At 68.9% G+C, this 12756-nt stretch carries 11 protein-coding genes; 6 read left to right on the top strand and 5 right to left on the bottom strand.

The window, feature by feature from the left end; genetic code table 11:
- Positions 1-13: 13 nt before the first annotated feature.
- Positions 14-1444 carry a purine-cytosine permease family protein gene (locus ACRAKF_RS00940; RefSeq protein WP_447034739.1) on the bottom strand — a complete coding sequence of 477 codons (1431 nt, stop codon included), beginning with the start codon at positions 1442-1444 and terminating at the stop codon, positions 14-16.
- A gap of 89 nt (positions 1445-1533) precedes the next feature.
- Here ACRAKF_RS00940 and ACRAKF_RS00935 point away from each other — a divergent pair, with 89 nt between their 5' ends.
- Positions 1534-2205, top strand: a complete 672-nt coding sequence (locus tag ACRAKF_RS00935) for a TetR family transcriptional regulator (RefSeq protein WP_447034738.1) — start codon at positions 1534-1536, stop codon at positions 2203-2205.
- Between the two features lie 38 nt (positions 2206-2243).
- Here the strand turns inward: ACRAKF_RS00935 and ACRAKF_RS00930 are convergent, their stop codons facing one another.
- Positions 2244-3566 (bottom strand): APC family permease, encoded by a 1323-nt coding sequence (locus ACRAKF_RS00930; RefSeq protein ID WP_447034737.1) that lies wholly within the window; start codon positions 3564-3566, stop codon positions 2244-2246.
- A 99-nt stretch (positions 3567-3665) separates the two neighbouring features.
- On the opposite strand from ACRAKF_RS00930, the gene ACRAKF_RS00925 reads away from it, so the two are divergent.
- Both ACRAKF_RS00925 and ACRAKF_RS00920 read left to right on the top strand, forming a co-directional pair.
- Positions 3666-4691, top strand: coding sequence for a helix-turn-helix domain-containing protein (locus ACRAKF_RS00925; protein WP_447034736.1), 1026 nt, complete (start codon positions 3666-3668; stop codon positions 4689-4691).
- Positions 4692-4952: 261 nt separating this feature from the next.
- On the top strand, positions 4953-5474 hold the full coding sequence (locus tag ACRAKF_RS00920) for a hypothetical protein (RefSeq protein ID WP_447034735.1): 522 nt from the start codon (positions 4953-4955) through the stop codon (positions 5472-5474).
- Here ACRAKF_RS00920 and ACRAKF_RS00915 read toward each other — a convergent pair.
- Positions 5455-5925, bottom strand: coding sequence for a GNAT family N-acetyltransferase (locus tag ACRAKF_RS00915; protein ID WP_447041734.1), 471 nt, complete (start codon positions 5923-5925; stop codon positions 5455-5457). The genes ACRAKF_RS00920 and ACRAKF_RS00915 overlap by 20 nt on opposite strands.
- Before the next feature lie 271 nt (positions 5926-6196).
- Between ACRAKF_RS00915 and ACRAKF_RS00910 the strand changes: the two genes are divergently transcribed.
- Positions 6197-6613, top strand: a complete 417-nt coding sequence (locus ACRAKF_RS00910) for a hypothetical protein (RefSeq protein ID WP_447034734.1) — start codon at positions 6197-6199, stop codon at positions 6611-6613.
- Positions 6614-6695: 82 nt separating this feature from the next.
- On the opposite strand, the gene ACRAKF_RS00905 is transcribed toward ACRAKF_RS00910, so the two are convergent.
- Positions 6696-8252, bottom strand: coding sequence for an oxidoreductase (locus tag ACRAKF_RS00905; protein ID WP_447034733.1), 1557 nt, complete (start codon positions 8250-8252; stop codon positions 6696-6698).
- A 1074-nt stretch (positions 8253-9326) separates the two neighbouring features.
- Here ACRAKF_RS00905 and ACRAKF_RS00900 point away from each other — a divergent pair.
- Together ACRAKF_RS00900 and ACRAKF_RS00895 are read left to right on the top strand one after the other, a co-directional pair.
- On the top strand, positions 9327-9686 hold the full coding sequence (locus ACRAKF_RS00900; RefSeq protein WP_447034732.1) for a hypothetical protein: 360 nt from the start codon (positions 9327-9329) through the stop codon (positions 9684-9686).
- 212 nt (positions 9687-9898) lie between these two features.
- The gene (locus tag ACRAKF_RS00895) at positions 9899-10432 is read left to right on the top strand and encodes an N-acetyltransferase family protein (protein ID WP_447034731.1); all 534 of its coding nucleotides are present in this window, start codon (positions 9899-9901) and stop codon (positions 10430-10432) included.
- Between the two features lie 51 nt (positions 10433-10483).
- Here ACRAKF_RS00895 and ACRAKF_RS00890 read toward each other — a convergent pair whose 3' ends face one another.
- Positions 10484-11050 carry a hypothetical protein gene (locus ACRAKF_RS00890; RefSeq protein ID WP_447034730.1) on the bottom strand — a complete coding sequence of 189 codons (567 nt, stop codon included), beginning with the start codon at positions 11048-11050 and terminating at the stop codon, positions 10484-10486.
- Positions 11051-12756 lie beyond the last annotated feature (1706 nt).

Below are 12756 nucleotides of genomic sequence, written 5' to 3'. Positions count from 1 at the left end.
TGAGTGGGACGGGTCAGGGGCGCGGGACCGATGCGAGGACCCGGGCGGTCGTCCAGTAGACGGCGGCAGCGACGGCCATGCCGGAGGGGACGGCGAGATCGACGCCGCCCGTGGCCTCGGCGAGGGGGCCCGTCCAGAAGCTGGCGGTCACGCACATCAGGGAGGCGGCCCCGCCCGTGAGGAGCGCGAGGACACCGGCGAAGTGGACACCCCGGTGGTACCAGAACGGCCCGCCGTGCTCCTGCTGGAGGAGGCGGGGTCCGTCGTAGCGGTTGCGCCGCATCAGGAGATCGGTCACGGCCACCGCCATGGCCGGGCCGGTCACGACGACCACGAGCTGAAGCATGGTGTTGACGCTCGTCAGGAAGTCCCAGACGAGAATCGCGTACAGGGTCATGCCCGTGCCGAGGACGCCGATGACCAGGACCGCGGGAATGCGCGCGATACGGACCCCGACCGACTGGATCGACAGGCTGGCGCTGTAGGCCGTCATGCCGTTGTTGGTGAGGGTGTTGACGACGACCGAGAGGACGAAGACCGGGATGAACCAGCCCGGCAGGATGCTCTCCAGGGCGGCCTGAGGGTCGCTCATGTCGAGGCTGGTGGCCGCCAGCGCTCCTACGGAGGTGAACACGACGCTCGGCAGGTAGGCACCCAGGGCGGTCCATCCCGCGATCGCGGCGGAGCTGCTGCCGCGCGGCAGGTAACGGGCCAGATCGGGACTGTTGCTGTAGGACAGCGGGGTGGAGGCGATGATGGTGAAGGCGACGCCGAGCGTGGCGACGAGCGCGCCGCCGTGCAGCGGTTCCGCCGGGGCGTAGGACCAGTCGGCCTCGGCGAGCACGTATCCCGTGACCACGATGAACACCACCGTCAGCAGGACACTGAGCGCGGAGTAGAGGCGGACGATCGTCGCGTAGCCGTAGATCGCGATCAGTAGGGTGGCGCCCGCGATGAGACAGATCACGGTCGCGTGTACGGCGGCGCTGTCGGGCAGTCCCGTCCGCACCGCCAGGCCGATGCCGGCGACCGAAGCGGCCGACCAGTTCAGGGCGAGGTAGGCCGCCGCGATGAGCCAGCCGGTGACCACGAGCACGGCCTTGTTGCCCAGGACCCCGTAGAAGGCACGTGAGATCACCGAGCCACTGGTGCCGGCGACCGGGCCGCTCGCGGCGATGACGCCCGTGCAGACCCACAGCAGGTTTCCGGTGAGGATCACCCCGATCGCCTGCGGAAGCGTCAGCCCCATCAGGATGAGCGCGCCCCCGATCGCGAAGCTCAGATAGCTGACGTTCGGCGCCGCCCACACCGCGAAGAGCTGGCGCGGCCGGCCGGTCCTGTCGGTGTCCGGAACCAGGTCGATGCCCCGCGTCTCCGGATGTCCCGCACGCTCGGGGCTGCGTTCGCCGTGGGCTTCCGCGGGTGTGGTGGGGTGGGTCGTCATCGGGGCCTCTCGGATGTCACGGCGGCGCCGACGCTTATTGGGCGCGTGACCAACTGCCTGTTGGTCGGTAACCCAATAACCTTTGGTGCATGACGTCAAGGGCTCAGCCGAAACACACCCGCAAACTTCCGCAGGAACGCCGCGCCGAGATCGTGCGGATCGCCGCGCGCATCGCGCTGGAGGAAGGGCTCGAACTGATCACGCTCCGGCGGGTCGCCCAGGACCTGGAGGTCCGCCCCGGCCTCATCGGCCACTACTTCCCGGCCGCGGACGAACTCCTCGCCGAGGCGTTCACCCACGCCACGACGCAGGAACGCGAGTCGCTGCTGCCGCCGCGCGAGGCGGACCTGCCGCCCGTCGACCGGCTGGCCCGGTTCCTCGTGGGGCTCGCCGACGGCGACTACCTGGGCCTCAGCCGCCTGTGGCTCAACGCCCGGCACCTCAGCAGGTTCAAGGCGCCCCTGCGCCTGGCGGTGCGCGCACAGGAGTCGAGGACCCGCGCCGCGCTCGTCGACCTCATCGACGAAGGCGTCCGGGCCGGAGAGTTCACCACCGATGACAGCGTGAGGACGGCCCTGCACGTCCTCATCGCCGTCGACGGCCTCGGCTCCTACGCCAACGACGAGGCGCCACCGGAGGATCTGGACATGCGGGACGTGGCCATCGAGACGGCCGAGGCCCGTCTCGGCCTGCCTCCCGGCACCCTCCGCGCCCACGCCCGGGCGGCGGACCCGGCGCCCGGGGCACCTGCCCCTCGGTGACTGACCTCCTCGACGTGAGCAGGAACGGGAGAGCGGAGCTATTCGGTCGTCTCCGGCGCGCTCCGGCGCCCGGTCCGGAGCGTCGCCCACCGGTAGAGCAGCGCCACAACGGCGACGATCACCGGAACGAAGATGTAGGCGGAGGCGAACGGGGCCACCAGGGCCGTGAGCGTGAGCGCGGTCACGGCATGGACTCGGGCCCGCCCTTTCAGCAACCGTGTTCCGGCGGCCGTACCGATGAGATAGGTGACCAGGACCAGCGATGACGGGATACCCACGATGTCCTCGGTGCCCCAGTCGCCGAGGTAACCGAAGAGCAGGCCGGCCGCCCCGATTCCGCCCACGATCAGCACGCCGGGCACGGGCACACCGCGTGCGTTGACCCGCCCCACAGAGGCCGGAAGCCAGCCGTCACGACCGAGCGCGTATCCGAGCCGGGAGACGGAAGCGATGAAGGCATTGGTCGTGCCCAGGCTGATCAGCGTCGCGAGGACCGCGGCGGTGACGGTCGCGCTGAAGCCCAGCCCTGCCCCCAACACCCGGCCGACGGCGATGCGGTCGAGTTCGGGGTTGCCGTAGGTGCCGGTGCTGACGACGGCGAAGGACACACCCAGGTACAGGACGACGACCACGACGACCGTGGTCACCGTGGCACGGGTCAGGTCTCGTCGTACGTCCCGGAACTCACCCGAGAGATGAGCGACGGCCTCCCAGCCGGCGAACGCGAAGAACAGGGCGACGGCGGCTTGCCCGACCCCGGTCATACCGTGGGGCGCGAAGTGAGTGAACGCGGAGGCCTTGGCGTGCGGCAACGCCGTGAGTACAGCGGCCAGCAGGAGCAGGGCGACTCCACCGGCCAGGCCGAGTTGCACCCTGCCGCTGAGCCGCAGCCCGGCCAGGTTGGCTCCGACCGCCAGCACCAGGATGACTGCCGCGACGAGGAACGCGTAGGACTGATCGACGTGCAGGGAGGTGGCGACGTAGTAGCCACCGGTCAGCGGCACGATCGTCTGGCCGATCGAGCCGGCGACGAAATACCACCACCCGGCCAGTCCGCCCGCGGTCTTGCCGAAGGCCCGCGTCGCGTAGGTGGCGACCCCGCCGGCGTCCGGGAACCGAGTGGCCAGGGCGGCGAACGTCATCGCCAGGGGCAGGCCGAGCGACCCCATGAACAGCCAGGACAGCAACGACGCAGGGCCCGCCATGGAAGCTGCCTGACCAGGCAGGACCAACACGCCCGCGCCGAGCACGGCGCCGACGTACAGCGCCACCGCCTGACCGAAGCCGATGCTGCCCTGCGCCGGCGGGCTGTCCACCGGCCCGCCTTGCTTCATGCTCCGCGTCTGCTCGGTGGGGCTCACTGCGCTCCTTCGGTGTCGCACATGTGGGCCGCCCGAAGTGCCGCCCTCCGAGCATGATGAAACTTCCGAAACGCGGCAGCCAGTGGCAAGCTTGCCGCCATGCGCACCGATTTTGCCGCCCACCGCGTGGCTGTCGCGGTCACCGAAGGAGCGCCCATCTTCGAACTGGCGGTGCCGTGTGAGATCTTCGGCATCGACCGGCCCGACCTGGCCGACCCCTGGTACGAGCTCCAGATCTGCGGCACCGCACCCTCGACCCAGGTCGCGGGCGGATTCACCGCCCGGGCGACGGGAGACATGACCGACCTCGCCCGCGCCGACACAGTGGTGGTCCCGAGCTGCGCCGGCGTGCACGAGTCGCCGCCGGCGGAACTGGTCGCGGCCGTCCGCGAGGCCCATGCCGCGGGCGCCCGGATCGTCGGGATCTGCTCCGGTGCCTTCGTCCTGGCAGCGGCAGGCATCCTGGACGGCCGCCACGCCACCACCCACTGGATGCACGCGCAGGAACTCACCCACCGCTACCCGAAGGTGCACCTCGACCCGAGGGTGCTCTACGTCGAGGACGGCGGCGTCTACACCTCGGCAGGCACCGCCGCGGGCATGGACCTGTGCCTGGAAATCGTCCGTGCCGACCATGGAGCGGCCGTCGTCAACGCGCTGGCCCGCCGGCTCGTGACACCGCCGCACCGCGAGGGCGGCCAGGCCCAGTACGTCGAGCTGCCCGCGGTGGCCCGCGACGACACGCGTCTGGCGCCCCTGCTGGAGTGGGCACGCTCGCGACTCGACCAGCCCCTCACGCTCGACGACCTCGCCCAGCGGGCCAACCTCAGCCGCCGCACGCTGGCCCGCCGCTTCGAGGAGACCGTCGAGATGTCACCCCTGCGCTGGCTTCTGCGCGAACGCATCCACCACGCCCAACGCCTGCTCGAAACCACCACTCTCCCCATCGAACATGTCGCGGACAACAGCGGGCTGGGCACTGCCTCGAACCTGCGACGCCATTTCATCCGGCAGGTCGGCGTCTCCCCACAGAGCTACCGACGCGCCTTCCAGGGCAGACAAGCTCTTCGACCTGCCGGCTCGCTGGACCGCCTGAACACCGGGCCCCCGGCGTCCCTTGAGTGAGAGGGACGCCAAGACGGTCTCTGCGCGGGGTGCCTGGTTCGGCGGAGGCCAAGGCGGGACTCTGGAGCGTACTGACGGCGGGCACCTCCGCCGACTACAGCCGCGGATCCGTGCACGAGCTCACGTTGAAACTGTCCCCGCGGCACGCCGACGCCTCCAACGGCGACAAGTTGCTGATCGGTGACCAGGAACTGCCGACATTGCCGCCCGCGGCCAAGCCGGAGGACCGATCACGCCGTTCCGTTCCGGGAAAGGCCGAAGATGGATCACCAGCAGCAGCGGACCGGACAGCATCGCGTGGTCGAGGTCTTCGGGGCGGCCTACGGTTCCGGGTACGCCATCAACGATCGGATCGTGCTGACCGCCCGCCATCTGCTGGCCGTGGACGGCGACAAGCCGGTGCCGGGGCAGCCGGTCCGGATCCGGGTCGCGGGGGAGGAGTACGCCCGCCGCGCGACGGTCACGTGGGTCAGCCGGAACGTCGGCGACGCCGCGTTGCTGTCGGTCGACGGAGCACCCTGGGCCGACGCACCCGACACCGGGGCCGTCCGCTGGGGCTACGTCGCGGAGGACGACGGCTCGGTGCCGGCCCGGGCCCGCGGCTTCCCCGCCGCGCAGGCCGGTACGCGCGGCGGCAGGAAGGTCCGGGAACCGGAGACGATGCGTGGTGCGGTCGAGGCGCTGAGCGTCGGCACGACCCTGCTGTTCCTCGACTATCCGGATCGGCTGACCGACCGGACCAGTCAGTGCCGCCGGACGGGGCTCAGAGGCTCTTTCGCATGAGAACACACATCGTCTCGTAGCGACGGATCGACCCGTCGGGCCCTTCCTCGTCCCAGGCTTCCGGCCCGCGGCCGTACGCGACGTAGCCCAGGCGCTCGTACAAGGCGCGCGCCCGGGAGTTGTTCTCCTCCACAGCCAATTCGGCGCTGCGCAGCCCCCGTTGCCGGATCCGCTGTTCGGCAGCACGGACGAGCAACGTTCCCAGCCCACAGGACTGCAGCGCCGGCAGCACGGCGAGCTGCCACAGGGTGCCGGCTTCCCTGGAGAGCTGGTAGTCGATGCCGCCGATCGCCACCGGCGAATTCGCCGGAGTGCATACAGCCAGATAGTCCACCTCACCCGCCGCAGCGCGCGCCAGCTCTCGCTCCACGTGGCGCAGGTGGGTGGCCGAGCCGGACCAGGTGCATGCCGGCAAATCCTGGGGCAGCAAATCGCGCACGGTGACGGGCATGGTGATGGTGGCGTCGGAGACAACTTGGGTGGTCACGCCCTGAAGTATGCGACCGCGGCAATGGCGCGACAACGGATTTCTCCCGGAGGTGACCGGCCGGCGCGCCCGTCATCTCAGCTTGAGGCGCTCTTGGGCCTGGACCAGGCCGTTTCGTTCGGATCACCGAACCCTTGGCATGCGAGGGCGCTCGTCGAGTGCGGAACCTCCGGCGGCCTCTGTAGCCTGGCGGCGCTGGGGCGTCGGGGCGTCGGGGCGTCGGGGGGAGCTGACCGTGGAAAACATCCTGGCCGTGGCCATCGGGGCCGCTATCGGTTTCATGGGGGCGGTGTTCGGTTCGTGGTTCACCGCACGCCGACAGGACCGCATGTGGCTCCGCGAGCAGAAGCTCAAAGCCGGGATCAGCTTCAACACGGCCGTAGTTCAGCTGCTGGACTATCTGAAGGAAACACAGCTGAGTGACGACGGTCCCGGAGCCAACGAGTTGGTGAACCAGATGCAGGAAGCACGCTCAGCCCTCTACCTGCTCTGTGCCGACGACACCGTCGATCTCGCCGCTGCTCTCGCGAGTCGGGTCTGGAGCACCCGGCCCACCGAAGGCAGGGACGACCGCCGGGCCGAGTTCCGGGAGACGTTGGAGCTCCTGCGTCGCTTCACCCACCAGCTTCGGCAAGAAATCGCCAGGTCGTAGTCCCCATGGGGTCAGTGGGCGGACCAGAGGAAGGTGGGCTTTGCTTGAAGCGGTTCAGGATCCGCAGCCCGTTGTAGAACCCCTAGTTCTTCTGCAGGGTGCGGGTGACACCCGCGATGACTGCGGTCGTCAGCACCCAGCCGAAGGCGATCAGCAGGTAGGCCAGCCACTGGAGGCTGTCGTTCGGCCAGTACCAGGCCGTGCGCTGACCCAGACCACCGATGGGGATCAGGAGGTCGAGTGTGTAGATGAGGGGCTGGAACGGGGCGCCTTCGCCCTGTTTGACCGGGCTGGGTGAATGAGCGCGGAAGGACAGCGTGCCCAGCAAGGTCAGTGCGAGGAGCCACACGCCGGCCAGCCAAGGGCGGTAGCCATAGCCGACGGTCACGTCGAGCAAGTGCCCCCACACGCGCGCGGCAGGGGGGAGGGTTCGACGCCGGTGACGCTGTTTGGCCAAGAGTACGCGGCGGGCGTCGTGGTCGTGGCCGGCCTGCCGGTACCAGCTCGCCAACTGCTCATAGGGCTGGGGGCTGTAGCCCGGGCCGCGTCGTATCCACGCCACGCGGCGGACCACGGAGTCCCGCCGTCCCACCGCCTCCCGCCGCTCACCTGCCTCATCCACCTTGATGGAGCCGTAGACGAAGCCGTCCAGCTCCACGACGTCCGGCCAGCTGTGATCGCTGTCGTGGAGGTAGGACACCTGCGCACCCCGCAGATCCACACTGCCGGACGGTGACCGGGCGAGGGTGAAGTCGAAATCGACGGTCTGCATCCGTAGGGCGACCAAGGACGGGCCGTGGCCATCGGGCGGCCCGTTCAGGACGGCCCCTTCGAAGGTCAGGTTGTCCGAGACCCGGGTGCCCCGCAGCCGTACGGTCCCGTTCGCGACGAAGCCGTCGGAGAAGTCGAGCGTCGAGGCCACAGCATTGTCCAGGGCGAGCGCCACCCCGTGTGGGCCGGGGCTGACCAGTTGCGCCCCCTGCATGAACAGCCCGCCCGGCAACTGCGCGCCCAGCAGCCGTACTTCACCTCGCACGACAAACCCGCCCCTGCACGTCACGCCTCCTTCCATGACCAGGCCGCCGGCAGCCACGGCCCATCCTCCGGGCGCGCTGATCTCAGCCCCGTTGAGAAGCATGCCGCCGGTCACCCGGGCGTCGCTCAGGGACAGGGCGGTGCTCACATGGTTGAAGGGCGAGGAAGCGAGGGTTTCCACCACGGAGCGCCGCAGGTCGAGCGTTCCCTCGATACAGGCCGAACAGGCTTCGATGCCCGGTACGCGGCTGCCCGTGATCACGAGTGTTCGTGTCGACGCCCCGAGCAGGTCCACCGCCCCCTCGAACCAGCAGTCCATAAGCCAGAGAGGGTAAGCGATTTGGGCGCCGGCCAGGTTGAGGTGCCCCGATATCCGCGCCCCGGCGAGCCGCAGACATGCGACGGCGCCCGGCTGCGCGGTGTTCGCGCCCAGGAGGAGCCCCACGAGCACCGCGGCCCGAACCGTCCGCTCAGGGCCCCACCGCTCACCCTCGTCGACACGGTCCTCCTCCGGCACACCCATGCGCAGATCCACGCAGCGTCCCTCGGGGAACCCGTCCCACAACTCACGCTCCGGTGAAGACAACTCGTCGTATGAGAGCACTCGTGCAGCGTAGTGATCTCCCCTCGCACTCGCCTGGCCGCCCTGCCTCGCGCAGACCCGGAGGGTGGCCCTCTGCGTCCGCGACCGGCGAGGAGGAGCCAGGCCATCGCCGCGTCCGAGGGCAACCACGGCGGACGGCCGAAGGCAGGCGCCGGCGGCACAGGGACAAGATCAAGTCCTTGGTGCCAATGGCTGTTCCGTTGGTTCCCAAGGCCAGGGCAGAGGACGTCCAACGCGCCTGCGGGTACCGTCGCGGCAGGAGTCGTGGCTCTCACCGGCGCCGCGCTACCGAAGCCGCTGGACATCGTGACCGGTGAAGCCGGATTCAGACCCTACGGACATCATCCAGGCATCCAAGGACCTGATGGCCAGTGCCGAACTCTTCGGAGGTGCGATGGCACTGCCCGGTTCGGAGTCCTTCCTCACTGTGCAGTTGCGGGCCGGCACCTGTCTCGTCCTGGAGTACAAAGACTTCGAGGGCCCGTATGTCGGTCGCGAACCCGAGCCGGGCCTGGAGTACGTACGCCCCCCTCATCGTCCGCGGCACGGACAGAGCCGGAGCCCGGGGCCCGCATCCGCCCGCCACCGTCACCGCGTTCGACCCGGCGCGCGGCCCACGCATCGCCCTGGAGGGCCGCATCCGCCGGGGTCGGCCCCTTCGCTACGTCAACGCCATGCCAGGACAGGTCGACGAGGTCGCGATGTACCCCATCACAGACGACTCCGTCACCGAGGCCGACATCCAGGCGTACTTCCCGGTCATGGCGAGGCAGCTTTCTGCCTTGTGCGCGGAGTGGGCTCGGTGCTCGGCTGGAATTCCGCATCTCAAGCGGCGCGAGGGCCAACCCAGGGCCCGAGGCGAACGGAGTAGCGATGAGCGCAGGTTCCGGGATTCTTGGCAGGCGCCGAACGCGACGGTGCGGAGCGGGAGCAGTTCTGCTGTTGGCCTGGGGGCTGACAGCGTGCCACAGCAGCGCTGCTGACGGCTCAGGCTCCTCACCATCCCCCGCGCGAGGGGGCGGTGTCAGGGAGGCTGTGTCGGCGCCTCCCAGCAGTGTGCGCGGTGCTCACTGTATGAAGGTCGATGAGGGCGCACCGTCTGCAAAGTCAGGCGGCGTCCGAGCCGGCCCCTTCGACACCACCCTCTCGGAGGGAAACTTGGGGGTCACAAAGTTCTGGGTCGGCACGACCAAGGAGCAGAAGGCTCTTCATGACGCGTTGATCCGGGTGGAGGTCATCAGCGGAGGGGTGCAAGCCGATCCAGCTGTGTACGTGCGCCGCGCAGAGGCAACCGTTGATGTGACTCCTGCGCCGAAACGGGGGCCGAAGGAAATCTACAACGGGACCATCTTCGTTCCGACCGTCTCCGGTACCAAGCTGCGCATCACCGTCACGATCGGTGATCAGTCGGGGTGCTTCGACACTCGCGTCTGACCAGACCGCGCTGGACACGGACATGTGGGTAACTGTCGGACCTTGCAGGGCGGATGCTTCCTCCCTCGATCTCGTGACGAGATCATGTCGTGGCCTTCACGAGCTGTTGCCAGCAGATGGCGACAGATTGCACCGGGTCTTCCGCCGGTGTCCTGTCCGATCGGCTCAGACCGTGAACGGTGGAAACCGGGCGGGCGGTAGGCTGGCCCGCCATGCGGTACTACGAGTCGGACATCCTTGCTGTCGCCGATGAGCTCGCCGGCGCCTACGCCGAGATCTTCACCGCACCGCCCTGGGGGCATCGGGACGCCGAGGCGACCCGGGAGGCGTTCAGGGAACGGCTGGAGACGGATGCGTACCGTCCCGGATTCCGCGCTTTCCTGGCTATGTCGGACGACGGCACAGTGGAAGGGTTCGTCACGGGGTGGACCACCCAGGATCCATTCCGTACCGACCGCGCCTACGGGAAGGTGACCAGGCGGCTCGGCGCCGACCGGGTGAACGAACTCCTGGTCGGCGGTTTCGAGATCGACGAGTTGGGAGTACGGTTACACGCCCGCGGGACGGGTGTGGGGCGCCGACTGCTGTCTGCCCTCACCGCTACCGCACCCAGCGGTCGGGCATGGCTGCTGGCCTGGGACCAGGCGCATGAAACGCTCGCGTTCTACCGCCGCATCGGCTGGCAGGAGCCCGAACCCACACCGGGCGACGAGACAGACATCGTCGTGTTCCTCTCACCGAGCTGATCTCTCCGGTGCCGGCCGCCGCGCGACATCCAGGGGCTGCTCCGCCGGCGCTCAGGAACGGTCGGGGCGGTCGTGGCGGTCCTTTCTCTCGACCTTCCGTTCCTTCGTCTTCTCGATCTCCTTGACGTCCCACGGTCCCGAGACGACCGCGGGCGCCTCGCCCGAGACGACGGAGGACAGGGGTCCGCCGTCCTTGCCGTAGACGGTCGCGACGTCCGTGAGCTGCCAGAAGAGGTTCATCTCGGGGTGGGGGCCGAAGTTGTGGAAGGTGGTGGACACGTACGACGTCGTCTGGGACGACACGGTGAGCTGCTGGCTGGTGGTGGACGATTCGCTCAGGGAGGCGGAGACGGACGCGCTGAACGGGCCCCAGCCGGCACTGGCGCTCACGCCGACGGACGCGTTGGTGGTGTCCGACTGTGAGCTGCTGTCCTGTCTGCCGTGGGTGACGGTGTAGCTGACCTCCCTGCTCTCACCCGGTGCGAGGCTGTAGGAGTCGCCCGTGCAGTGCCAGAACTGCTCCCGGGTGACCGCCACGCCGAGCCCCGTCTGCTCGCCCGGCCCACGCTCCACCGGGTTGCGGGTCGTCGTGCCGTGCTGGACGAGCCCGGTACCCACCAGGACGCTGGGGCCGTCCTGCGGAGCGAATATGTCCGCGGTGGGCTCGGGGATCGGCCCGATGTCGTTGGGATCCAGCAGGTCGGCCCCGGAGAAGGTGAGGGTGCTCTTGCCCGCGGGGTTCTGCAGGACGGCGGCGAGGCGCCGGAGTAGTGGGACTTGGCCAGCCAGTAGGTGTAGGCCCAGCAGTCCTTGGTGATCAAGATGTTGCCACCGGAGGGCTCCACCGTGTAACCCGGCAGACCCGCCGTCCAGATCCCGTCGTCGTCGGGGCCGCACAGGTCGCCGGACTGGTCGAGGGCGAAGAGGTCCAAGGGGATCGAGGTGTCGTTGAAGACGAGGACCGTGGCCGTGGCCTCCTTGGACGGGGAGACCAGGGTCCCGTCGAGCGCCTTCAGATAGGTCTTGTTCATACGCATGGTGGGCTGCGGTTCCAGGTTCCCTCACGGCCGGACGCGACAGCCACATGGGGGCGGCCGGACACGGCGTCCGCATCAGAACCCGGGGTCGTCGGTCAGAGTAGACGCACGGACCGCGCTCCGTGCACGCGAAGGCCAGCGGCCTCTGGGTGGCTGCCCGGGCAGCGGGCGGAAGTCCCAGATCGGAGGTGAGATCCCACCACGACCAGTCCGATCCCGGCCCTCGCCACAGGCCGAGGTGATTGTCCTCGCTCACGAAAGACACCCACGGCAGGTGGTCGAGGGTCGTTCCGCAGAAGGCGGAGCTGTTGGCGGCCGCCACCGGCCGGGTCCCGTCCCGGGATCTGTAGATCTCGTCGACCGTCCACCCGCCGTCTCCCAGCCCATCCAGATCGGCTTGCCCTCCTGGCAGCACTGGGCCACACCCGACAGCACGCCAGTCGCTGAGGCGGCCAGCGGGCTTCCCCCCTCTGAGCTTCCTGGCACCTTGCTGGGAAAGTGCCTCCCACCACCACTTGTCGTTGTCACCGAAGCCAACCATCTCGATGAGGTCGTCGTCGGTGTTCGCGTAGTAGACGGTCGGTCTGTCGGGCTGTGCAGACGCTGCCAGAACTGCTCACGGGTGACGAAGTTGCCGTTCGGAAGCTTTCCCGCGCCCACCAGGATCCTCGGCCCGTTCGGCGGGATGATCACGGAGTGGGTGGGTACGGGGATCTCCCCGATGTCGTCCGGGTCCAGCAGGTCGCGGCCGGTGAGGGAGACTGCGGCGTTGTCCCGGTCGACCCGCCAGGCGGCCGCGAAGGCCCCGAATACCCGACTTTGGCGACGAAGCAGTACGACGGTCGACGTTCGTCCAGGTGATGGTCGCCCCTGGGCTTCCCTCTGCCCGGACGAGCCACGAGATCGGCGATCCGGAGTTCGGCGCCCTCGTCTGGCCCTCGAAGACCCAGAGCATCACGATCACCGCCATCGATCAGGTGCCACAGGTGGAGGATCCGGAAGAGGACCATGGGCCGGCCTACGGCCTTGATGTGGCTTTCGCCGGCATGATGACCGCATTCCACCGAGGGATGATCATCTCCGTTCACGCCATGGTGAAGGCGTACAGCGAGGGAGAATTCTTCCTGTACAGGGACGTCATCCGGGTCGCTCCCGTCGACCGCATGACCGAGCACGGAGATTCAGGGGTGATGCTCGTCGGTTTGGAGGGTCGCTACGAGGGAGCGGGGCTCGGGAAACTCATCACCGGTGACCCCAGTACCTACTACTTCGCGAGGATTCCCGCCG

It is taken from the genome of Streptomyces sp. DSM 118878, assembly GCF_052936595.1.
The sequence above is the reverse complement of the archived record's forward strand: the minus strand, read 5'-3'. Positions and strand labels throughout refer to the sequence as shown.

Bases quoted from the DNA above. Each gene is read 5' to 3' on its own strand.
- ACRAKF_RS00940 (WP_447034739.1), bottom strand. From the start codon at position 1,444: ATGACGACCCACCCCACCACACCCGCGGAAGCCCACGGCGAACGCAGC.
- ACRAKF_RS00935 (WP_447034738.1), top strand. From the start codon at position 1,534: ATGACGTCAAGGGCTCAGCCGAAACACACCCGCAAACTTCCGCAGGAA.
- ACRAKF_RS00925 (WP_447034736.1), top strand. From the start codon at position 3,666: ATGCGCACCGATTTTGCCGCCCACCGCGTGGCTGTCGCGGTCACCGAA.
- ACRAKF_RS00920 (WP_447034735.1), top strand. From the start codon at position 4,953: ATGGATCACCAGCAGCAGCGGACCGGACAGCATCGCGTGGTCGAGGTC.
- ACRAKF_RS00915 (WP_447041734.1), bottom strand. From the start codon at position 5,925: ATGCCCGTCACCGTGCGCGATTTGCTGCCCCAGGATTTGCCGGCATGC.
- ACRAKF_RS00900 (WP_447034732.1), top strand. From the start codon at position 9,327: ATGAAGGTCGATGAGGGCGCACCGTCTGCAAAGTCAGGCGGCGTCCGA.
- ACRAKF_RS00895 (WP_447034731.1), top strand. From the start codon at position 9,899: ATGCGGTACTACGAGTCGGACATCCTTGCTGTCGCCGATGAGCTCGCC.